Source organism: Paenibacillus xylanilyticus, assembly GCF_009664365.1.
In the GTDB taxonomy this organism is placed as follows: Bacteria; Bacillota; Bacilli; order Paenibacillales; family Paenibacillaceae; genus Paenibacillus; species Paenibacillus xylanilyticus_A.
In genome coordinates this window covers 2,771,314-2,794,435 of sequence record NZ_CP044310.1, presented here as the reverse complement: position 1 = coordinate 2,794,435, position 23,122 = coordinate 2,771,314, and the positions used below count along the sequence as shown (strand labels likewise).

The window sequence follows — 23,122 nt, the reverse complement described above, 5'->3', positions numbered from 1 at the left end:
TTTCATTCTCATCTATTTCCCCAAAAGAACACCCCCATAATCATTACTGTTGTTTGAGTACCTCTGCTTAACGGAGGGTTGTTGCCACTATTCAATGCAGCCTGAATATGAAAAAGTCCAACACAAAAAGGACGGAGCATGAAGCACCGTCCTCCAAATCATGCAGAGCTGTTCCGGACTTATTCATTTCATACCTGTACATGCATCCTAATCAACTGCTCCAGTGATATCGGATCACGTCCGGTCACAACTTTCACTGTATCTGTGGTTTGATCTTCTGTCCCTTCTTCCCGGATCCGTCTGTCCAGTCCGGCAAGGAAGGTGGCATACTCCGTCGGCATTCCTGATTCCAACATACCTCTTGTTAATGCTTCGTCCGTTAGTGGACGATAGTGTATGGTCTTTTGTAATACTCGACTGAAGATATCTGCGACCTGACCGTAGGATAAGGCCTCCGGTCCTGTTATAACATGCTCTGTATTATGGGGTTCCTTATCAGTGAGAGCATGAAAAGCTACAGCAGCGATGTCATCCGCGCTAACAAAACCAACTCTACCCTCCCCTGTAGCACTGTAAATTTCTCCATGCTGCTCCATCGTCATCCGGTGTGGTCCCTCGGTAAAGTTCTCCATGAAGTACGATGGTTGGAGCACAGCCCACTCCGGAGCAAGCTGCTTCAAGGTCTGATGAACCTTCCCGAATACCGGGTCATCTTCATCTACAGAAGCACTGCCAAGCAGAACCAGACGTTTCACACCTCCCCAGACCGCTTCCTTAATGAATGGAATCATGACGTCCTCCGGATTCATATCCAGGATCGGTACAACGAGGTATACATGATCCACGTTTTTCAGTGCAGCTGCATACGTGGAAGAATCGTACCAATCAAAATGGACCTGGTTATCATCCAAATCGGAAGCAGACTTCTTTCGAACAGCGAGGCGAACGGGATAGTTTTGGTTCTGAAGCATAGCCGCAATCCGGCTGCCCGTCTTGCCGCTTGCTCCCGTAATGAGCGTTAGGGGTTTATCGTTAATCATATGAATTCCTCCTCAATTTTAATAAATTTTATACTTTCCTTACTGGCTCACTCTGTTTCAATAGACTCAAGTACCACCAGGGGATTCCAATAGTCCTTGTAATGTGTAATCTTGCCGTTATCGTCATAAGTGACGACCGATATGTAGGCCTGGTGATATGGCTTGTTCGTGATGAGCGAGCGACCTTTGCAAGTGAACTCAGCTACGAATTGATTCGTATCCTGTGAAGCCATAATTACCGGCTCAGAGAACTCCTGAATCTCCATTTGTTCGAAAAGAGTATGAATATGCTGCGAGATTGCGGCGCTCCCATTCAATTGCTGCGGATATCCTACCGGGGAATATGGAAATTCAAAAACGGCTTTTGCTGTAAACAGCTCTGCCCATTGATCCAGCTTACGTTCCAACAACAGTTGAGTAAATCCATGCATAATGTGCTCGGCCACGTTCTTTTCCACTTGTTTGTTCGTATCATTCATATCTGATGTCCTCCTCAAAAATGGATGTGTTTTTTCAGACCATTCAGTCTAGAATTGTGAAAAAATAAACGCGTTACGCGTTCATTCTCTAAATCCAACTTTAATCCAATACCTTTAAGGTTGTGCGTACCAGATCCTGCAGGACTTCAGAATCAGCACCACATTTGGCTGTAAACGTCAGCGACAAACGAGAATAGTTCAGAAACCGGGCAAGACCAGGCAATTCCTCCTCTGTATGACGAAGTTCACCATTATTTCTCCCACGGATTAGTGCTGCAAGGAACACATCCTCCATCTGTTTGTTGTTCTCCTGAATAAATGCAGCAATTTCGTGGTTTTGCGGTGCCTGTTCGACGGCACTGTTGATGATAAAACACTCATTGCGGCGCTCATCATCCGAAAGAACACGAACCGCTTCGTTAAACATCTCTTCCACACCCTGGCGAATATTCGAGCATTCATTCAGGAATTCGATGCTGGCATCGGTTTTCTGCTGAACATAAAACTTGAGTGCAGAGACAAACAGTTCATGTTTCGTTCCATAGGTGTCGTATAAGCTCTGACGAGCGATGCCCAGTTCTTTCAGCAGCACCGACAAGGAAGTCCCTTCATAGCCGTACGACCCGAATACTGACGTCGCTTTTCGAAGAACAAATTCCGTATCAAATTCCTTGGCTCTTCCCAAATCCCGACCTCACCTCCCTCTTCATGAGAATAGAATACATTTTCCAGACCGATCAGTCAAGAAAATATTCTGCGTTGAGTTGAAAGCCAGGTGGTATAATGAAAGTAGATTCAATTTTACATCATTTACATTTCAGGATTATTTTCAACATATAAGGAGTGAGCACGATGCATATTCAAATTACAGATTTGGCTGCAGCGAGATTAACCGAGAGCTTGAATGACCAACCTGGCTACTTCAAAGTGTTTTATGACACTGAAGGCTGTGGCTGCAACGGAATTCTGGTCCTCTTGATCGTAGATGAACCTGCTGCACTGGATGAGCAGATCGAGACCAACCTGGTTCCATTCTATGTTGATCCGAAACAACAATTAAATCTTGAACAGCATATGAAACTGGATACCGAGGAAAACTATCCTTCCTTCACATTGAGCAGTGATTCCGGTGTACTTAGCAGCAACGTTCGGGTTAGGGATACGCGAGCTGTAAGTGCGGGAAAATCCAGTGCACCTGATGCATGCATGCTGTAAACAATAATCCATGATCTCAAACAATCGTTGAACATTATATATCCGATAAGCAAAGACTCTGCACTGAATGCAGAGTCTTTTTTTGTGTTCATTTTGGCCAAATGACCGAAACTATGAATCTCGCATGATTTGTTTACAACTCGGAAACAATTGGAGAACCTATGGATATAATCCTCTAGTATACTCGGTATATAGAAAAGCATGCCTGGTATCGATCAGATGCAGCATGCCAGAGATTCATTAACCCGAGGAGGAACATCATGAAATCATTCACACGCAAATCTATCATTTCCACTCTACTCATAGGCTCAGTCGTAGCAGGCGCTGCCTTCACTGCCTTTCCCTTTGTACCATCTATGACACCAGTCGCATCGGCTGCAAGCTCCAGCTTCACTCAATTTTTACATGATAACGCACCAAGCCGCACCATTAAAACAAGCAGCAGCGGTCTCGCAACTGTAACGAATCTGTCCAGCACCGTGGTACTCGTGAACAAAAAAAGAAATCTGCCTTCCACCTATGCACCCAAAGATTTGGTTGTACCGAATATTCCATTCAGCTTCTCCGGCTCCAGTCCGAAGAAACAGATGCGTAAGGTCGCTGCTACCGCGATCGAAAAGCTGTTTGCAGCAGCCAAAAAAGACGGCATTGATATCAAAGCCGTATCAGGTTACCGGTCCTATTCGACACAGAAATCGATCTTCGAACGCAATGCAAGTATCAAAGGTGAAGCTGTAGCCAACAAGACAAGTGCTCGCCCAGGTCAAAGTGAACATCAAACCGGACTTGCCATGGATATTTCCAGTGCATCCGTAGGCTACGATCTGCAGCAGAGCTTCGGCAACACCAAAGAAGGCAAATGGCTGAAGGCCAATGCCCACAAGTATGGATTCATCATTCGATATGGCAAGGATCAGGAGAAGTTGACAGGTTACTCTTATGAACCTTGGCATGTGCGTTACGTTGGGGTCTATATCGCTGGGGAAATTACAAGTCAGAAACTTACTCTGGAACAATATCTGGAGCGTGCCAAATAACGAAGAGGTTGCTGTACACTAAGGAAATGAATGAACCAGGAGCCGGTGCCCGGAAGGGGGCATTCTGCTCCTGCATTCTGCACGACGATAACTGCATGGTGCTATGGTTAAGACATCATACATTTTTGCAGCAACATTTTTAATGATCAAAAACTGACCATTCTTTTGACTGCGAGAGGCAGTCGTTTCAAACCTTCGGTTCCCGCCCAGGAACCTGCTCCTGCCAGAAGTGCATTGTGACACAAATAAAATGCAGCATGGTAGGCAAGCGTACCGACGATGATTTCCATGACCAAAAATCGCTTCAATGTGGAGGATTGAATGACATATACCTTAAATTCGTGATAGGAGCTCTCCCTCCTGAATCTGGTGATGAACGTCCTCATGTTTCACCTCTACTGTTTTTATTAAAGGTTATGGCCCTTTGGTCTTGTCTTATTCGAAAATAATACTTACCAAAAGTAACTAAGCGTGTTATAGTCAACTTATACTTTATACATAAGCGAGGTAAACCACCATGAGTGCACTGGAAAACTTGGTCAAAAACCGTAGATCCGCCGTTATTTTTGAAGAAGGTATCGAAATCCCGGAAGCCGATTTGCAGCAGATGTTTGCTTTAAACAAATTTGCCCCATCCGCCTTTAACCTTCAGCATACCCACTACCTGGTCTTGACCGACCCGGCCCAAAAAGAAAAAGCATACGAAGCCTCACAGCAATACAAAGTTAAAACCGCCTCGGCTGTCATCGTTGTTCTGGGTGATATCAAGGCTCACCACCACATCCGCACGATTAACGAAGGTTTACTGCATTTGGGTGTGCTCAATCCGTTTGAATATGAACAGGAGTCCCAAAGTGTTTTTGACTTCTACGAAGCCCGTGGCAGTGTGTTTCAGCGTGAAGACGCCATCCGTAATGCCAGCCTGTCGGCGATGCAGCTGATGCTGATTGCACAGGATATGGGATGGGATACGTGTCCGATGATTGGTTTTGACGCCGATGAACTGCAGAGCAGTCTGAATGTTCCCGAACATTACGTTCCAGTCATGATGATTACGATTGGTAAAAAGTCAGAAGCCAAACAACGCCCACGCGGCTATCGCAAACCCATCAACGAGTACGTCAGCTTTAATAAAATGCATGCAGAGTAAATCCATTCAAATAGATATACCAAAAAAGCCACGGTTCCGTGGCTTTAATACATTTCATAGATCAGCTGCTCCGACAATTGAAAGTTCTCATCGAACTCCGCATAGATGTACATTCGGCCTGCTGGTGTATCACCCGCGTCATACCCGAGCTTGAAAACCTCACAGTCCTGAAATTCCACATCTGCCAAAACCAGTTCAGATACATCCTCATCCGGATGCGCTTCGGCGATGAACACCAGCGCCTGTTCAGCAAGCGAATATCCATATCCGAAATCTCCCTTCCTGCAACTCTCCTTTCTCGAAAAGAGTTATGCAAATTTTTTTATACCATGTTAACATCCATCAAGTAAGTGAATTCCTCCTGAGAAGGGAAGATCGAAAATGGAAATGTCTATGGAACATCTGGCGGCATGTCGAATTGCTTATGTAAGGCAGGTTGGTCCTTATGGTTCTGCTAACGTGCAAGCTATGAACCAGTTGAAACGATGGGCAAACGAGAAACGTTTACTCACTGAAGCTGCCGTTTTATATGGCATACCACAGGATGATCCAACAACGACACCACCGCTCCACTGCAGATACGATGCCGCAATCGTGCTCCATGAACTTGAACTCCCGGGAGATGACTCGATTGAGATTGGAGAGCTCCAGGGCGGGAATTATCTCATCTGCAAGGTTAGACACACACCAGAAGGTATTCAGCAAGCATGGAATGAAATAATTCCTTACTTGCAAAACAACCGTTATATCATGGATCACCAACCGGTTCTGGAGCGATATCGATGGGATCTCCTCGAACAGCATGAGTGCGAAATTTGTGTGCCTGTGAAACAGGTCTAATCTAATCCGTTGGCGTTGGACAGCACAAAAAAGTGACTTCATCATTGAAGTCACTTTTTCACTAGTCTACGCTGTAAAAATATTAAAATGCCCAGTTGCCTTTGCGGAATACTGGTTCAATTGTGCCATCCTGCAGCTCGCCGTCAATGTCCAGTTCAGCCGATCCAATCATGAAGTCGACATGAGTCAAACTCACATTGCACTCATGTTTAAGCAATTCCTCATTAGACATCGTTGTGCCGTCCTTCATATTAAACGGATATGCGCTGCCTACAGCCAGATGGCAGGATGCATTCTCATCAATACCGGTATTATAGAAAATACGATTCAGGTTCGAGATAGGTGAATCATGCGGCACAAGTGCCACCTCACCCAGATAACGCGCTCCTTCATCCGTAGCGAACAGGTTCTTCAGATGCTCTTCACCGGAAGCCGCTGTGAAAGCCACAACCTGACCGTCCTTAAACGTTATTCTCATCTGATCTACCAGCTGTCCGTTCAAGTTCAGAGGCATCGTACTGCTGACATAACCATTAACACCGCTGCGCTTCGGCATGGTGAATACTTCTTCGGTTGGCATGTTCGCAACGGTATACACACCCGCTTTGTTCTCACTTCCGCCACCACCCCAGATGTGATTGTCTACCAGCTCAATTTTCAAGTCCGTTCCTGGTGCGCGGTAGTGCAGGCTCTTGTAGTTTTTCTGATTCAGCTGATCACTCTTCGTGTTCAGGGTATCCAGGTGCTGTCTCCAGTTCTGGATGGCATCACCGCCATCCACACGATTCATTTGGAAGATGGTGTCCCACATCACATTAATGCGGTCTTCCTCAGGTATGTCGGCAAATACCTTATTCGCCCACGCCTTGGTCGGCGCCTTGATCAGGCACCAGCTGATTTCATGGTTGCGCGTATATTTCGAATAACCACGGCGTGCCTGGGCAGCCGCCTTGGTCGCACGTGAAACCTTGTCGGAATCAATTCCGTTATACAGTTCCGGGTCCGGTACTTTGATCGTCAAGGTAGCGCCGCCAGCCTCTGCAAATCTCTCCATCATGTCGCCTTTCCATGCCGGATAGTAATCGAAGCTGTCGTCAGAACCTTGCTGGAAACGACTGCGTGTAATTTGATCGTCTTCAAAATCCACCTGTACATACTTGGCCCCGGCTGCATATGCCTTCGCTACGATCAGGCGAGTAAACTCAAGCGTTTCAATAGGAGCTGTAACAAGCAGATCCTGTCCTTTTTGAATGTTCACGCCTACTTTGACCACCAGTTCTGCATATTGCTCCAGCGATTGCTCAAACGTTTGCTCGAAATTACTCATAGGTTCATTCACTCCTGGTTCATATAGAATTAATTCATGTTTTACGCGTTTCTCTTTTCTTGCTCGCGCAGTTCAATCCGGCGGATCTTGCCCGAATTCGTCTTCGGCAGATCCGTCACAAACTCAATTTTGCGCGGATACTTGTATGGTGCGGTCCATTCCTTGACGTGATGTTGCAGCTCACGCACCAGTTCAGGCGAAGCAAGGGACTCGTCTCTCAGCACAACAAAGGCTTTGACCACATGGCCCCGAATTTCATCCGGACTGGCAACAACAGCACATTCCTTCACGCTGGCGTGTTTCATCAGTGCCTCTTCCACTTCAAACGGTCCTATCGTATATCCGGAGCTGATGATAATGTCGTCGCTGCGGCCTTCAAACCAGAAGTATCCTTCTGCGTCCCTGCGTGCGCGGTCTCCTGTTACGAAATATTCCCCACGCTGATTCGCTTCTTTCCGTCCTGCATCCTTATAATACGTACGGAACAAGGCAGGCATATCCTGATGAACGGCGATATCACCCACTACCCCTGCAGGCTGAGGTTGTCCGTCCTCGTTAACAATCTCGATGAGGCCCGGCGTAATCGATTGACCCATGGACCCGATCCGTACTGGCGCATCTTTCAGACTGCCGATCAGCAATGTACTTTCGGTCTGGCCGTATCCATCACGAATGGTCAGGTCGAAGTGACGCTGGAAGATCTCAATCACTTCCTGATTCAAGGGTTCACCAGCTGACACTGCACTGCGGAGTTTGGACAGATCATAGTGACCGAGGTCATCCGCTTTTGCCATCAGACGATATTCCGTTGGCGTACAGCATAGTACGTTAATGCCATGCTCCTGCATTAGCTCCAAATAGCGCTTTGGCTGGAATGATCCGTTATAAACGAGACCTGTTGCTCCTCTTCCGAGTACGGAAAGGAACGGGCTCCAGATCCATTTTTGCCATCCCGGCGCGGCTGTGGCCCATACGACATCTGATGGCTGAATATCCAGCCATAACGTGGAAGCGATACGCAGGTGGGCATATCCCCAGCCATGGCTATGTACAACTCCTTTTGGATTTCCGGTTGTGCCGGAAGTGTAAGCCAGTATGGCGATATCATCACGGTGTGTCTCAACGGCATTCATTTCATCCGACTGCCCTTCCATCAGCTGATGTACGTTAACCCAGCCATCAGCGGGAACGCTGCTGTCGCCAGATGGTGATGCCACGATACGATGGGCCAGTGCAGCCAGGTCTGCATCCATTTTCTCCACTTCAGCTGTTGTCTCGGACCATACAATGACCGCTCGCGCCTCGGAATGCCGCAGGCGATACTCCAAGTCCTTGGCACGCAGCATTTCGGATGAAGGAATCACGGCAATCCCTAGTTTCAGACAAGCGATATAAATGACATAGGCAATGATACGGCGTGGTACCATGACCAGTACCCGATCACCCTTTTCCAAGCCCAAATCACGCAAGCCCCCGGCAAGGCGGTTAGCCTGCTTAAACAACTCTTCGTACGTAATCTCTTCCAATTCATTTTGATCGCTGAGCCATCTAAGTGCAATCCGGTCTGACGGGTGATTCTCCATCTCGGATGTCAGGTTATAGGTTTCAGGCGAAATCCACTGTTCAAAATTCAAATGGAGCCTCTCCTTCATATTTCAAATGTATAGCATCTATATATTATACCCTAAATCCTAGGACCAGGTGCTATGATATGAACACCTTTTTGAAAAAAAATAAACACAGGTCAATTATAATGAACTCTCATTACAACTGACTTGTGTTTATTCTCACTATTTTATTCGTGATCTCTGAACATTTTTCGTTCCATTTAGTTTACCAGGCGTAATTTCCAATCCCGTTCAGAATGCCTTCAATCTCATTCAATTCTTCGGTGGTCAGACCAGGTGCCTTCAATGCGGCAACATTCTCCTCGATCTGTGAAACACGGCTTGCGCCAATCAATGCAGAGGTTACGCGGTTGTCTCGGAGTATCCAATTCAGTGCCAGTTGGGAAATGGTTTGTTCCCTGCGCTCAGCAACGGTCTGAAGAGTTTCGAATTTTGCAATCCGTTCGTCTGTATAAGCTTCTGTTTTCATATTGCCAGTCGGGCTCGCACGTTCTTCCTTGAGCTTGTCCACGTATTTGTTCGTCAGTTGACCTCGTCCCAGAGGACAGAATGCAATGGAGCCTACGCCCTGCTCATCCAGTACATCCTGTAATCCGTCTTCGATCCAGCGGTTAAGCATGGAATAGTTCGGTTGGTGCACGAGGCAAGGCGTTCCCAGATTACGCAAAATGGCGACCGCCTCCCTAGTCTGCTCCGCATCATAGTTGGATAATCCGACGTACAGCGCTTTGCCCTGTCTTACGATATGATCCAGCGCAGCCATCGTTTCCTCCAGCGGCGTATTCGGATCCGGACGGTGATGATAGAAAATGTCCACATACTCAAGCCCCATCCGTCCAAGGCTCTGATCCAGGCTGGCTATCAGGTTTTTGCGGGAGCCCCACTCGCCATAGGGACCTTTCCACATGTAATATCCAGCTTTCGTCGAGATCAAGAGTTCATCCCGGTATGGGCGCAGATGTTTTTTGAACAAGACACCAAAGTTCTCCTCAGCAGATCCTGGAGGTGGTCCATAGTTATTCGCCAGATCAAAATGGTTAATTCCCAGATCAAATGAACGCAGAATCATCTCTTCCTGAATATCCAGCGTGCGGTTTCCGCCAAAGTTCTGCCACAGGCCAAGCGCAATTTGCGGCAGTCTGATTCCCGATTTGCCGGAGCGTGCATACTTCATCTCATCGTAACGCTGTTCATTCGCAGTATAAGGCATATCATTTTCTCTCATTTCTTGTTAAAGTGGGTGAATACCCTTTCATCTTAGTCAGTTTCGGTCCAAAACGATATGGCATATCGCTATAACCGTATGGAATAATACTTGTTGTCTATTCTTTGAATCACATCTATAATTCATATCCCCATACAGAAAACATGTTAAAATGCAAGATGAAATGAACTGCACAGGAGTGAATGCCTTGATTACATATATGTTCAAAAACAATCCGTTCCAGGATCTGCAGCTCCTTCATTATGGAACCGAACCCTGCACACCGGGTCACCACTTCGGCCCAGCCATGCGGGATCATTACAAAATCCATTATATTTTGGATGGCAAGGGTACTTTCGAAGTCGGGGGCAAAACCTATGAGCTGCATAAGGGCCAAGGCTTCCTCATCGTCCCGCATTCCGTCGTGCACTACAAGGCTGATCTGGAAGATCCATGGGAATACAGCTGGGTTGCTTTTCAAGGAAATGCCTCCCATTCACTATTACAGCAGGCCTGCCTGACGGAGCAGCATCCGATCTTCGAACTGGAAAATGACGATGAGATGCGTTCCTGTCTGCATCGCATGATCCGTTCCCGAAATACACACAAAGGATGGGAGATTAGCATGACCGGATGGTTATATCAATTTTTCTCCATTCTGATTGACCATGCAAACGAAGACATCCGTCCACCCGAGCAAGAGTTCTCCAAGGAAACGTATGTCACCCAGGTCATGGACTTTGTGGAGATGAACTATGCGAATCCCATCACAGTGCAATCCATTGCTTCTCATATCGGCTTGCAGCGCAGCTATCTGTGCTCCCTGTTCAAAGACCGGATGGGCACCAGCATTCAATCGTATTTGGTCAACTACCGGATGCGCAAGGCTGCCGAATTGACTCTGGATACCGGGTTGACCATTGGCGATATCTCCCGCTCTGTCGGATATTCCGATCAGCTTCTCTTCTCCAAAATGTTCAAAAAGGTGATGGGCGAAGCCCCCACCCATTACCGTAAACACAAAACAGCACCTTCCCGGTTAAGCAGTTAACGGGAGGGTGCTGTTCTTTTACTTACATTTAAGCTCAGACAGCATAACCTGTCCATCGCTAATCATCATTCTTTTTCCGGAAGAGACTGTTTAAGCTACACTTGCTCCTGCATGGATACACCGACGACGTGCACTTTAATTTCATTGACCAGAATGCCTGTCATCTGCTCCACGGCCTGCTGAACATTGTGTTGAAGTTCTTTGCACACTTGATGCATCTTGAACCCGTACTGCACATTGATACGCAACTGAATGGTTGCCTGGTCATCTTTCACATCAACGTCAATGCCTTTTTGCAGACTCTTGCCGCTGATGCTCTTCGCAATGCCTTCGGTCAATCCTACTGACATGGAAGAGATACCAGAGGTGGCCTGTGCTGCTATTCCCACAATCTTGGATACGACATCATTAGAGATGTGAATGGCGCCCATCCGGACGGCTTGAGGTTCGATGTATTCGGGTTCGATATATTCTTTAGGGATGATTTCAGACATGGTTCCCACTCCTTCTATGGTTAATTGAATGATTTAAATATAAAGTAGTTACCTAATCTACACTCTGTCACTCCAATTGCAGTACCATCTTCCGATCGCTGTTACCCCCAGATTTCTTTGATTCTCTTTCCAAGGGAGAAATCCGGGGATAAACGCGAACGCTTCGCTTCTTCAGATTGGTTCTGCACTTTCCGTTAACGTGTTAATTCCAGACAATACCTATCAAATAATCAGGCATTCTGCCATTTCTCCTTGAAGAACAGCTGGTAGACCCTGACCAGAATGATTTTAACGATCATGTAGACAGGGATGATGATCAAGATGGCAATAATGCCGCCGAGATCCCCTGCGCCCAGCACCAATATAATGGTGGTCAGCGGATGAATGTCGAGCTTTTTGCCAAACACATACGGAGCGACCAGATTGTCCTGAATTTGCTGGGCCACCAGAATAATAATCAGCGACCAGATCGCCACCGATGGCGACTGAATCAGACCGATAATGACAATGGGGATGGACGACACGATAGCACCGATAAATGGAACAAAGTTCATAATTACGGCAACGACGGTAAGCAGCAGTGCATACGGCAGTCCAATGATCAGGAAACCAATATACATCAGTACGCCAAGTGCCAGGTTAACGAGCACTCTTCCGACAATAAAGCCACTCAGCGCCTGATCGATCTCAAGAACAACCTCACGGCTGTCTTTTTGGAACCGTTTTGGTGCGATATGCACCAGTTTGCGGCCGAATTTCTCTCCCTGTTTCAGCATGTAGAACAAGATGATTGGGAGCGTAAACAGAATGATCGCAAAGCTGGAAATGAGTGAGAACAATCCACTTACATAGTTGGTCACGAAGGTAAACCCTTTATTAATATAGTCCGTAAGCTGAGAAAACGGCGTGGATCCCTCTGGGAATAATGCCGTGATCGCTCCGTTCTGCTCCAGTTCTCTCAACTGTACACTGAGTGAATTAATCAAATTCGGTGCATTGTCCACCAGATTGATCAGCTGTTCACGCAAGGACGGCCATAACCCCACAATGAACAGGACGAGCAGCACACCGAAGACCAGATAGATCAGCAATATGCTGAGTGTTCGGTTCAGCTTCTTTCGTTCCATGTAGTTCACGAGCGGCCTTAGCAGATAATAAAAGAATACGGACAGCATCATCGGCACCGTGATAACTGTAATCATGGTCACCAGCGGCTGAAAGATAAAACTGACGCGTGATAACAGGTAGATATTGACGAGCACCAGAGCCAGCGCGATGCTGAACCGGACAAACGAACTTGCTTTAAACAAAATGTTCCCCTCCACATAACCTTTTCTATTTGGGATTTTTCTACAGGTTTTTTCTGCCCTCTTCGTTACCCGTATAAATGTATATTCAACGTATTAATTTGGGATCTGAATGGTAAACACGGTTGTCTCCTTACCTCGCTGGGACAGGATCAGTCGGCCGCCCATCTTCTCTGTATTTCGCCGGGCAATCGCGAGTCCAAGTCCGGTTCCGCCGGTACCGGTGCGTGCTTCATCTCCTCGTACAAATGGATCAAAAATGGTGCTCCACAGTTCCTGGGGAATACCCACCCCCGTATCTGCAACCTCGATGACTACATGCGTGTCCAGTGGAATCAATTCCACCCGTAACTCTGTTCCCTTCGGATTGTAGGACAGCGCATTGGTAATGAGGTTTTGAATAACCCGTGACAGCAATTCAGGATCGTATCTGGCGTATATCTCCTGATCAGGTACCAGAACATGAAGCACAAATTGTTTCTGCTCAATCTCACCATAGGTGTCGGCCATGACTTCACGCACGAACTCCCCGATCTCTCTCTTCTGGATCTGCATGTGATAATCGGGAGAGTCCACCTTGAGCAGTTCGAGCATATTCTGGATCATTCGTGCCACCTGAACGGATTTGTTATAGATATATCCCAGATAACGCTGCTGCCTTTCCTGGTTTTCTACCCGTCCCTCCACTAGAGCCTGAGCATATCCCTGTATGGAGGTAATTGGTGTTTTCAGATCATGCGACAGATCCACGATTAGCCGCTGCTTGCTCTCTTCCGCATAGCGCTTTTCTGCAGAGGTATTCTCGATGACATCTGCCATATAATTAAACGTCTCGCCGATCTGGACAAATTCCTTCTCTGCCGAGATGGACAAGCGTGTACTGTAATTTCCCTGAATCATCTGTGTAAGCCCCAGTGATAAAATACTCAGTGGTTTTTTGATACGGCGTGCGACCCAATAGCTGTATACGAATATCAGGAGCAGAACGAAGCCAACTCCGATCATGATGTAAAATGACAAAGGATGCTTCAGATTGGTAATCAGCAGATTTTCATTCATACGGATACTCACCAGATCACGCGGTATTTTCAGCAGGACATACTTCGCATCTCTCTCTGCTGTGTATGGAGAAATGGAATAATAATATGTGCTATCGCTTCGATTCTCCAGTCCGGCATACAACTCCGACTCACTGTAATATGTAACTGCATCCTGCTTGACACCGATCTGGCGAATGACCGAACGATCTGCATCCAGAATTTCGATCCACCCTCCGCTATCCATTAGACGCTGTATTTCCATGATTGAAGAGTCATCCTCAAGCCTCTTGTTCAATTCGGCTGCATAGACATGCGCCTCGACGTTCAGATCAGGATCAACCACCTGATCCGAAATGCGGAAATCCACGACATCCAGCGAAACCATGAGATACACAATCAAGACGAGCAGCAGCAAAAAGAAGTTGAACAGCAGGAAGTCCAGTGTCAGGGAGGTTTGCAAAAGTCGCTTTTCTCTAGCTTTCCGTTGGCGCTTCAATTTTGTATCCGAGTCCCCTTATCGTTTTTAAATATTCCGGTTGTCTGGAGTCGCGTTCGATCTTCTCGCGTATGTTGCTGATGTGCACCATAATGGTGCTATCTTCATGCGCGTAATAGTCCCCCCATACCGCCTCGTAGATTTTCTTGCGTGTAAATACCCGGCCAGGCTGCTCCAGCAGCAGATCCACAATTTTGTATTCCGTGGAGGTTAGGGTTACCGGTTTGCCTGATCGAAAAAGCACACATTTGGAGCGATCCAGCATAAGTTCACCGAGAACCAGATTGGTCTCCTGGGGTGCGGAGGATTCATGGGCGTCAAATTGATTCACACGTCTTAACAAAGCTTCTACACGAGCAAAAATCTCCAGCGGATTAAACGGCTTCGAAATATAATCATCTGCACCGAGTCCAAGTCCGAGAATCTTGTCATGGTCCTGGCTTTTGGCGGATAGAAACAGGACGGGCATATGATGGGTTGCCCTGATTTGCTTGATTAACTGAAGTCCATCCATTACAGGCATCATAATATCCAAAATGACAAGATCGATCGGTACAGAACGAATGCATTCCAGTGCCTCCGCTCCATTCGCGGCAGTCCTGATGTCATAGTCCTTTTCAAGGTACAGTTGAAGCAGTTCCACGATCTCTGGTTCATCATCTGCAATCAATACGGTGTATCTCATGTTATTCCTCTCATTTCTTCATTCCTCAATCATCGGCAGTGTATTCTTTTACATGTATCTTACTACTATATACCACGTCCCTTAAATCCACCTAAATCAAATCTAAAGATAACCTAAATAAAAGCCCTGGCATGTGCCGGGGCTCGTAATTCTAACCATGAACTCAATGCTACTGAAGCTTCAATGACTACTTCATATGGAGCCAAGGCTCAACCTTTTTATTCAGACTTCCCTTATCATATTGTATATACTGGCCTGCACGGTTGCGAACTGGATCACCGGCGTAGTACCGCTCATAGAGATCATGCCTCGCACCAAGTGCACTTCCGGTCAGATCCCAAGCCAGCTGAAACAGACGGATTTTCTCTGGCGCTTGCAGTGTCACTCCACCAAGATATTTGGCCATCAATGGTCCTACCGTTTCATCCAGATCGAATCGGCCCGACGGGATCTGAATCAGTCCACCAGCTGCAACGGTTTTCAGAATTTCAACTGCTCTTGGGTAATATCGGCTGCCCAGATTACGAGCTGTCTCAATGTATTTGAATGACGGGAGCCAGTTGCCATGCGCATCTGGTTGAGCCTGGGCCTCTGAAGCCACGATCAAGCCCTCAATGGTCTGCATCTGGCTGATCATCTCTCCGAGCTGTTCCTGAACATTCAGGAATGAATCCACACCGATCTCCTGCGCAATGGCTGCTGTGACGGCGGTGATGAATTCCAGCTTGGAGTGCAGCCGAATGATGCTCTGATGGTAGGCCAGACTGGAAGAGGCTGCGTTACAGCGAACCTGCCACACGGCTTCCGGATTGTTATGCAGCAGCACACGCTCCCATGGAACCAATACATCATCAAAAAATAATACAGCGTCCATCTCATCATAACGAGCACTGAGAGGATGAGCAGCATCCAACTGTGGAGCGGCAAAAGATTCACGGCAGATCAGATGTAAACCCGGACTTCCCACAGCAACAATCACCATATGTGCCAGTTCCGGCAGATGCCCCGGAATCCGTTGAACCGGATACGCAATGATATCATCTGCATAAGGAGCTGCGGTCGCCACCATCTTGGCACCCCGAACTATAATCCCCTCCGAGTTGGTTCTCACAATCCGCAGCATGGCATCTTCATCTTCCCCAACAGGCAGGGATCGGTTGATCTGCGGGTCACGCTGGACAATCGTCAGGAATGCATCTTTTCGTTTGGCCTCCTGATAGTAGGCTGCTATCTTATCTGCATACGTGGGATCATGTCGTGCCATATCCTGACGTGTGGCATACCATCCGACAAGACGCGAGCGGGCATAATCCGACAGTCTGCTCATGACTCCATAGGTTCGGTCCGACCAGAGCCGAAATGCTGCCGCTCTACTGCTGACATCTTGAGAAGCGTGAGGCACCCGAAAAGCCTGATGCACATAACTTCCCGTCTCTTCATCCCAATATGCCACTGTTTCTCGTGTATCCGGATCATCCACCAAATTGAACAAGTTCTCAATCGTCTGCAGTGTTCCCTGAAAAGCGGGATGTTCGGTTACCCGGACACGCTTGCCATCCAGCCATACGTTTCGCTCATCATTCAATCGGTGTATGTAAGCTTGTCCGCGAGACATCGTGATGCTCATGATACATCCTCCCTCTCAGGCAAAAAGCCTTCTATGGCTGTCAATCTCAAAGTACAACGTTCATATACTGAAGTTATGTATGATACACACCGTGCTACAATTTGTATCTAATGAAATAGTACTGTGTCCAGGATAGAAAAGTCAACAAACACCGAACGAAGCGTCCGATGTTTGCCTAGGTCATGCCAGTTTAGATTAATTTGGAGTACATATGGCGTAAATACCGCCAGCGCACAAGCGCAAAGTATAGGATCTGCATGGAGGCAAAAACGCAGAAGATACGCAGGCTGTATCCCATAACCGAAAAATCGACCAACTGCTGCAGCGCCACAAATGCTACCGAGCTATGAATCAAAGCAATGAGTAAGGGCAGGAAAAACATGAGCAGCAGCTGCTGAGTTACAATTTTACGAAGTTCAGGACGACTAAGTCCCATCTTGCCAATCATGCGATACTGTGCCTCATCCCTTTCCAGATCCGCGTAGAGTCTAAAATAGGTAAAGCTTGCCGCAAAGGTAAAGAAGACAATACCGATCAGACCGCTCAGGATCAAAATGATCCCATTGGTTTGTTTCGAATTCAGCCAGTCCACAACGAGAGCGCTGAACATGAAGTAACCTTTGGTACGAGGCCGATCCTGAATCGAATTAACCAGTTCAGGGGCGAAGGCCCGCGTGCCCATCCAATCCTCCACCACAAATTGAGTCACTTTATTGGAATAGTAATCTTCACTCAATTCTAGGAATTCATTGTACGCTCGCTTCATCTTTTCAAACAATTCATCGGAAATGACGTAGATGTCCACTTTGAAATCAACAGGAATAACGATTTCGGTAGCTGGAGGAGACAGCTCAACCTGTTGATGATAATTATCAATTTCAAGATCGACCTGTGTTGGTGAGAACCCCTGCTCCACTTGTTTACGCAGCTCTTTGCGTGCTGCCAAATTCGATGGAGTCATAAAGGCCCCATTTTCCGTATCCAACGTGCGTTCTTCGTAACCAAGGGCCTTGGCCAGATGGTTGTATTCACTCAATTTGATGATATTGCTGCCAGTGTTATTCTCATACAGCTGGGTGTAGCTGCCTTTTACATAGGGGACCTCATGGTCAACAAGCGTTTCCTCAATCTCTCTGATATCGCCCTCTGCCTCAGGTGTATCCCATGAATTCGTGTAAGTGAATGCATAAGGGTTCGTCATCGACGACAACCCTGGATCAGCGATCGCCAGCATGGTGCCAATGCCGGTAAATGCTGAGGCTGAAATGACACTTACCATGAAAAACATGACAGCATTGTCCTTCATGCGATACGTAAGCTCGGATAGAAACAGTACATTGGTTTTACGGAAAAACAAACGCTGATTTCGTTTTAATGCCCGAATGACATACACACTGAGCTGTGTGAATAGTAGGTATGTACCTGCGATTACCATAATGACACTGCCCAGGAGCAGCGGGAATGAGTACGTCACCCACACAAAAGTGAACACGCCTGCATAACCACCGCCAATCAACAATACGGATAGAAACGCGAGCAAGCGTGATGCCTTCGGCTCCGGCTTCGGCTTTTCCTCCGATTTTACCAAATCAATCAGCGTTCCCTTGCGGATAAGCAGAGAAGAAGACAGTGCAATGACAGCAAACAGAATAAGGAATGCGACAGCTGTCAGAGCGATTGCTTTTAACGGAAAATAAAATCGTAGACTGTTCTCCACAGCCAGCAGGGAACCGCAGATGAGCAGGATCAGTTTACCGAAGATGATCCCCAGTCCAACCCCCGCTGCAATGGCGGCGATCCCGATACACATGTTCTCCATAAACAGAAGCCGATTCATCTGCTTGCGTGTCATCCCAATGATCAGGAAGATACCGAATTCCTTCTTGCGTGTTTTTAGAAAAGAACCGACCGAGTACAGCAAGAACAGAAACGAAAAGATGAAAATAATGAACTCTGCAATCATAAAGCCCTGATTGGCAAGCACAGTAACCGTTTCACTTGATCCCCTCAAGCCATCCTTCAAATCCGGGTGAAACAGAAGCAGTGCGTACGTGAAAAATATCATGACGGAAAATGTGCTGCTCAGAAAATGAGCCAAATAAATCCGTTTGTTGCGAACCACATTGTTAATGGCGAACTGGCGAAAATTCATGTCCTGACCCTCCCATTAGGGATAACACATTAATAATCTTTTGATAAAAAGCAGCCCGGTTATCGCCGTAGTGAATCTCATTATAAAGTTTGCCGTCCTTGATGAAGACGACCCGGCTGCAGTAGCTCGCTGCTACTGCATCATGTGTAACCAGCAGCATCGTCGCCTGATCCTCCTGATTGCGGAGCTCCAGCATTTCCATGACATCACGTGCTGCCTTCGAGTCCAGGTTGCCTGTTGGCTCATCCGCCAATATTAGTTTCGGGGAATGGATCAATGCTCTGGCAATGGCCGTTCTCTGTGCCTGTCCACCAGAAATCTCATAGGTCCGCTTGTCCAGAATCCCCTCAATCCCAAGCTTGCTTGCGAGCCGTTCCACACGAGTGTTCATCTCCCCCAGCGGTGTTCCATCGAGCGTCAGCGGCAGAATAATGTTCTCCTTCACCGTAAGAGTATTCAACAGATTGAACGACTGAAAGACAAATCCCAGTTCTTTGCGCCGGAACAGCGCAAGCTCATCCGGGTTCAGCTCAAACGGATTTTTCCCGGCAATGCGCAGTTCTCCCGATGTCGGATGGTCGATCGTGGAGATCATGTTGAGCAGTGTCGTTTTGCCGCTGCCCGATGGACCCATGATTCCTACAAATTCGCCTTCCTGTATACTGAGGTCAATCCCCGATAATGCTTCGTAGGAGACGATCCCTTTATAGATTTTGCTGATCTGTTTTACCGAGCATATTTCCATATGTACCACTCCTTTTTACGTTGGACATAGATCAACCATGACCAACTTGCGTCTATTTATTCTTTGGTTATTCATTGGCACCCTTGATGCCCTGACTTCTGACTTCAGTTTACCGAAGTTTCGGCTAATCTCCTATGGCTTAACCTTTCACCTGCATGACAAAGTTGTAAGGTTCTTCTATATAAAACAAAAAAGACGCCATTACCCCGGGGTAACAGACGTCGATCTCTTGAACCAACCTCTTGAAAAACAATGTAGAAAATCAATATACAGTCACTAGACACTAAATGTAATCCGGACCGTTGTCCCTTCACCATATACCGATTCCAGATCGATTCGATGATTCATCCGGGTCAGGACCTCTTTCACGATGTACAGCCCCATACCCGTTGACTCCTTGAAATGACGACCATTCTCTCCTGTAAAGAAAGGCTGGAACACCCTGTTCAGATCTGACTTCGGGATACCGGCACCCTGATCTTGAACTTCAAGAATTATGGACCGGTCTGCTTTATATGCACGCAGGTATATCTTCTGTCCGTTACCAGAGGAGTATTTGATGGCATTGGAGAGCAGCTGGACGATGACAAAACGAATCCATTTGGCGTCCGATTGCACAATTAGCGAAGCATCCATCTGAATCTCCGGATAGACATGATTGCGAATGAAGAAACGTTTCAGCTCATGAATGGCCTCTTCGCCTGCTGCCTTGAGTGTGACCGGTTCAACACTGAAGTCCTGTTCAAATGTGTCCAAACGCGCTACGTACAGCACCGTTTCCAATCCGCGTCTCATCTGATCTGCTTCCTCACGAATACTCCTGAGACGTGGGTCATCGTCTTCCTCGTCCTGCACAGTCAGTTCAATCACGGATAAAGGTGTCTTCATCTGGTGTACCCACTGATTCATAAATGTGAGATACTCCTGCTGACGCTGCTCCAGACGGTGAAGATGGGCATGATAATGACCATATTGTGAGTCCAGCAGCTTCTCCAGCGCTACGGATAAGGGAACCATCTCTTCGAGCGGAACAAATTCATTAAGCGAATTCATGGGCTGTGTCATTCGGGTATAGAACGCTCTGTGAGACATATAACGGTACGTCAGGTAACCTGTATATAAAAATAACCCCAGAGATACGGCATAGACAGCTGTCAGCATATGATCGTAACCGTCATACCAAAATACGCCAACGACGGTAATCAAGATGACGACCACCCAACAAGTCAAAGCAAGGTGTTCTCTCATAAACAGCTTCATGATGGTGAAGCCGTATTCCAGTTTGCGTTTAACCGATAACCGGAACCTCTCACCGTTTCCAAAGCGTCAATTATGCCTATTTCGGCCAATCGCTTGCGTACACGGGTTACATTGACACTGAGGGTATTATCGTCTACAAAGGAGTCATCCCACAGTTTCTCCAGAATCGTCTCCCTGCTCACGAGCTTCGGACTCCGACGAAGGAGCGTTTCCAGCAGTATCGTTTCCTTCTTCGTCAGCTGCACTCTGCGTTCACCGAGCTGAATCTCCAGTCTTTCCAGGTATACTGTTAACCCTTCCAGCTCGACCTTGCGTTCCTCGTCACGGGCTGCGTAATCTCCATACACACGCCGCAGCTGACTTTTGATTTTGGCCATCACGATTTCATGTTCGAACGGCTTCGTTATATAATCATCCGCTCCGTTCTCCAGCGCCATCACCTGATCCATCTTGCCGCTCCGGGCAGAAATAAACAAAATTGGACACGTGGACATCGTACGAATCTGACGACACCAGTAGAACCCGTCATAACTGGGCAAGTTGATATCCAGAAGAACAACATGTGGCTGGATCTGCTCAAATTGCTGTAACACCCGCTCAAAATCCTCCACCAGAACGGCTCTGTCCCCGTAACGTTCAATATGGGATTTCAGCAGTCCTGCAATTTTGGGATCATCTTCAACGATCATTATGGTATACATAAATGGGCCGCACCCCTAACCTATAATAATGAAATGTAATATGTTCTCTCTCATTCCAAAATCATAACACAGGATGGATTATTCGGCATGAACCTGTTTGCGCCACTGCACTATGTCTGCGTTCAATTGCTTGAGGTCACCAGATGGCTGCTGCTCATCAGAGAGCTTGTACGACTGCTTCAATGCCAGAATGCGATACACGCTTTCATCAATGCGAGACTCGGTAATTTTTCCAGTTTTCACCGCATTTTTCAATGTATCAAATATCGTTTTGGCACTTTCATAGCTGTGAGCCACGAGCAAAATATCACTGCCTGCCTGAACGGTCGCGATTGCAGCTTCATTCAGCTTATAATTTTTGGCGATTGCACCCATGCTGAGATCATCAGTAATGACGACGCCATCATAATTGAATTTGCCCCGCAGATGTTCACCAATAATGACTTCCGATAAAGAAGCAGGATGATCGGGATCCAGCTTGGGGAATAAAATGTGAGCCACCATTACGGCTTCCACATGCTCTTTCACCGCAGCCTGAAACGGAATCCACTCCAGCTCAGCCAGCTGCTTCTCTGTTTTATTCACCACGGGAAGATCCAGATGGGAGTCCACCGATGTATCCCCATGACCGGGAAAATGCTTCACGACCGGAATCATTCCCTCACTGCGCAGACCTTTCATCTCAGCGACGCCGAGACGAGACACGAGATCAGCCGAACTGCCAAAGGAACGGTCACCAATCACCGGATTGTTCGGATTGCTGTTGACGTCCAATACCGGAGCAAAATCCACATTGAAGCCTGCAAGTTGGATCTGTCTTGCCAGCAACTTACCCATGGTCTCTGCCAGTTCGGCGTCTTTAGTCGCACCCACTTTACCATTGGACGGGATACTCTCCACTTCATCCGGCATTCGACTGACTTTGCCACCCTCCTGATCCACACTCATGAAGATGGGCACCGGATTGTCACGGTTTGCCTCTTTGATGGACTGCACAAAATCCGCTGTTCCCTGCAAAGTCGTCACGTTATTCCCATAGAAAATGATGCCTCCAACCTTTTGGTCCGCAATCATTTGTTTAGCCTGATCATCCAAAGCAGTCCCCTGTACACCAGCCAAAATCATCTGTCCAATCTTTTCATCCAGCGAGAGCTGGTCTAACTGCTCCTGAACCGGATCTGCCTCTACCTGAGGGGAAGCATTATTCTGCTCGTTGTTCTCCTCAGCTTGCTCCGCATCGGAATTAGCACTGCCTTCCGGTGCAGCTTGTTGTTCGGTAGTAGAGCCTGCAGAGGAATTCGCTGTGGAGCCTGGCTTTTGCGTTTCTCCACATGCGGTAATGAGCATAAGGACTGCAATCATCAGAAATAACATTTGAAACGAGTGTCTTCGTTTACTTCTTATAGAATCGTTATGTACATACAAGGAAAGCAACCTCCTAATTCATGTTGGAATGTGTACCGTAATGTTCAGGCATTACATTAACATAAGCAGCACTTTTTTCAAAATCACCTGCTGTAATTAAAAGAGTGAGATATGTGACTGATTAGCCAAAAAAATGTTTGCAATTGAGCGTTGTAGTCTGGTTTCTAATTGTTTTTTTCAACCGAAGGGCGTGGGTGTAGTATGGCCAACAGGGAGCGT

Annotated in this window: 23 protein-coding genes; 5 read left to right on the top strand and 18 right to left on the bottom strand. The window is 47.1% G+C overall.

Features of this window, described 5'->3' with window-relative positions; genetic code table 11:
* Nucleotides 1–188 precede the first annotated feature (188 nt).
* The 3 genes from F4V51_RS12655 to F4V51_RS12645 all read right to left on the bottom strand — a co-directional run bounded on the left by F4V51_RS12655 (nt 189) and on the right by F4V51_RS12645 (nt 2,204).
* Nucleotides 189–1,040 carry an NmrA family NAD(P)-binding protein gene (locus F4V51_RS12655; protein ID WP_323131810.1) on the bottom strand — a complete coding sequence of 284 codons (852 nt, stop codon included), beginning with the start codon at nt 1,038–1,040 and terminating at the stop codon, nt 189–191.
* 47 nt (nt 1,041–1,087) lie between these two features.
* The gene (locus F4V51_RS12650; RefSeq protein ID WP_153978222.1) at nt 1,088–1,519 is read right to left on the bottom strand and encodes a nuclear transport factor 2 family protein; all 432 of its coding nucleotides are present in this window, start codon (nt 1,517–1,519) and stop codon (nt 1,088–1,090) included.
* 100 nt (nt 1,520–1,619) lie between these two features.
* Nucleotides 1,620–2,204 (bottom strand): TetR/AcrR family transcriptional regulator, encoded by a 585-nt coding sequence (locus F4V51_RS12645; protein ID WP_153978221.1) that lies wholly within the window; start codon nt 2,202–2,204, stop codon nt 1,620–1,622.
* Nucleotides 2,205–2,371: 167 nt separating this feature from the next.
* Between F4V51_RS12645 and F4V51_RS12640 the strand changes: the two genes are divergently transcribed.
* Complete coding sequence (locus tag F4V51_RS12640; RefSeq protein WP_110822424.1) at nt 2,372–2,734, top strand: iron-sulfur cluster biosynthesis family protein; 363 nt, start codon at nt 2,372–2,374, stop codon at nt 2,732–2,734.
* Nucleotides 2,735–2,994: 260 nt separating this feature from the next.
* A complete protein-coding gene (locus F4V51_RS12635; RefSeq protein WP_095287482.1) occupies nt 2,995–3,771 on the top strand; it encodes a M15 family metallopeptidase in 777 nt (258 codons plus the stop codon).
* A gap of 146 nt (nt 3,772–3,917) precedes the next feature.
* On the opposite strand, the gene F4V51_RS12630 is transcribed toward F4V51_RS12635, so the two are convergent.
* Nucleotides 3,918–4,157, bottom strand: coding sequence for a hypothetical protein (locus F4V51_RS12630; protein WP_127536043.1), 240 nt, complete (start codon nt 4,155–4,157; stop codon nt 3,918–3,920).
* A 131-nt stretch (nt 4,158–4,288) separates the two neighbouring features.
* On the opposite strand from F4V51_RS12630, the gene F4V51_RS12625 reads away from it, so the two are divergent.
* Nucleotides 4,289–4,921, top strand: a complete 633-nt coding sequence (locus F4V51_RS12625) for a nitroreductase family protein (RefSeq protein ID WP_110822426.1) — start codon at nt 4,289–4,291, stop codon at nt 4,919–4,921.
* 44 nt (nt 4,922–4,965) lie between these two features.
* On the opposite strand, the gene F4V51_RS12620 is transcribed toward F4V51_RS12625, so the two are convergent.
* Entirely contained in the window at nt 4,966–5,157 is a 192-nt protein-coding gene (locus F4V51_RS12620; RefSeq protein WP_153978220.1) for a hypothetical protein, read from the bottom strand.
* Between the two features lie 145 nt (nt 5,158–5,302).
* Between F4V51_RS12620 and F4V51_RS12615 the strand changes: the two genes are divergently transcribed.
* Nucleotides 5,303–5,761: an AraC family transcriptional regulator gene (locus F4V51_RS12615; protein WP_153978219.1), complete on the top strand. Its 459-nt coding sequence runs from the start codon at nt 5,303–5,305 to the stop codon at nt 5,759–5,761.
* A gap of 82 nt (nt 5,762–5,843) precedes the next feature.
* On the opposite strand, the gene F4V51_RS12610 is transcribed toward F4V51_RS12615, so the two are convergent.
* From F4V51_RS12610 to F4V51_RS12600, 3 genes are all read right to left on the bottom strand, one after another.
* Nucleotides 5,844–7,088 (bottom strand): aminopeptidase, encoded by a 1,245-nt coding sequence (locus F4V51_RS12610; RefSeq protein WP_153978218.1) that lies wholly within the window; start codon nt 7,086–7,088, stop codon nt 5,844–5,846.
* 41 nt (nt 7,089–7,129) lie between these two features.
* Nucleotides 7,130–8,671 (bottom strand): acetate--CoA ligase, encoded by a 1,542-nt coding sequence (locus tag F4V51_RS12605; protein ID WP_236146804.1) that lies wholly within the window; start codon nt 8,669–8,671, stop codon nt 7,130–7,132.
* A 250-nt stretch (nt 8,672–8,921) separates the two neighbouring features.
* The gene (locus F4V51_RS12600) at nt 8,922–9,926 is read right to left on the bottom strand and encodes an aldo/keto reductase (RefSeq protein ID WP_153978216.1); all 1,005 of its coding nucleotides are present in this window, start codon (nt 9,924–9,926) and stop codon (nt 8,922–8,924) included.
* Between the two features lie 202 nt (nt 9,927–10,128).
* On the opposite strand from F4V51_RS12600, the gene F4V51_RS12595 reads away from it, so the two are divergent.
* A complete protein-coding gene (locus F4V51_RS12595) occupies nt 10,129–10,971 on the top strand; it encodes an AraC family transcriptional regulator (protein ID WP_193721749.1) in 843 nt (280 codons plus the stop codon).
* A 95-nt stretch (nt 10,972–11,066) separates the two neighbouring features.
* Here the strand turns inward: F4V51_RS12595 and F4V51_RS12590 are convergent, their stop codons facing one another.
* From F4V51_RS12590 to nagZ, 10 genes are all read right to left on the bottom strand, one after another.
* Complete coding sequence (locus F4V51_RS12590; protein WP_153978215.1) at nt 11,067–11,465, bottom strand: Asp23/Gls24 family envelope stress response protein; 399 nt, start codon at nt 11,463–11,465, stop codon at nt 11,067–11,069.
* 230 nt (nt 11,466–11,695) lie between these two features.
* On the bottom strand, nt 11,696–12,775 hold the full coding sequence (locus tag F4V51_RS12585; protein WP_153978214.1) for an AI-2E family transporter: 1,080 nt from the start codon (nt 12,773–12,775) through the stop codon (nt 11,696–11,698).
* 93 nt (nt 12,776–12,868) lie between these two features.
* Nucleotides 12,869–14,308 (bottom strand): sensor histidine kinase, encoded by a 1,440-nt coding sequence (locus F4V51_RS12580; protein WP_153978213.1) that lies wholly within the window; start codon nt 14,306–14,308, stop codon nt 12,869–12,871.
* On the bottom strand, nt 14,286–14,993 hold the full coding sequence (locus F4V51_RS12575; RefSeq protein ID WP_153978212.1) for a response regulator transcription factor: 708 nt from the start codon (nt 14,991–14,993) through the stop codon (nt 14,286–14,288). The genes F4V51_RS12580 and F4V51_RS12575 overlap by 23 nt, the downstream gene beginning before the upstream one ends.
* 187 nt (nt 14,994–15,180) lie before the next feature.
* Nucleotides 15,181–16,620, bottom strand: coding sequence for a 4-hydroxyphenylacetate 3-hydroxylase family protein (locus tag F4V51_RS12570; RefSeq protein ID WP_153978211.1), 1,440 nt, complete (start codon nt 16,618–16,620; stop codon nt 15,181–15,183).
* A 190-nt stretch (nt 16,621–16,810) separates the two neighbouring features.
* On the bottom strand, nt 16,811–18,772 hold the full coding sequence (locus F4V51_RS12565) for an FtsX-like permease family protein (RefSeq protein ID WP_153978210.1): 1,962 nt from the start codon (nt 18,770–18,772) through the stop codon (nt 16,811–16,813).
* A complete protein-coding gene (locus F4V51_RS12560) occupies nt 18,747–19,517 on the bottom strand; it encodes an ABC transporter ATP-binding protein (RefSeq protein ID WP_153978209.1) in 771 nt (256 codons plus the stop codon). The genes F4V51_RS12565 and F4V51_RS12560 overlap by 26 nt, the downstream gene beginning before the upstream one ends.
* Nucleotides 19,518–19,793: 276 nt before the next feature.
* Nucleotides 19,794–20,777 carry a sensor histidine kinase gene (locus F4V51_RS12555; RefSeq protein WP_153978208.1) on the bottom strand — a complete coding sequence of 328 codons (984 nt, stop codon included), beginning with the start codon at nt 20,775–20,777 and terminating at the stop codon, nt 19,794–19,796.
* Nucleotides 20,774–21,478, bottom strand: coding sequence for a response regulator transcription factor (locus F4V51_RS12550; RefSeq protein ID WP_153978207.1), 705 nt, complete (start codon nt 21,476–21,478; stop codon nt 20,774–20,776). The genes F4V51_RS12555 and F4V51_RS12550 overlap by 4 nt, the downstream gene beginning before the upstream one ends.
* Before the next feature lie 78 nt (nt 21,479–21,556).
* Nucleotides 21,557–22,903, bottom strand: a complete 1,347-nt coding sequence (nagZ, locus tag F4V51_RS12545) for a beta-N-acetylhexosaminidase (RefSeq protein ID WP_236146753.1) — start codon at nt 22,901–22,903, stop codon at nt 21,557–21,559.
* Between the last annotated feature and the right edge of the window lie 219 nt (nt 22,904–23,122).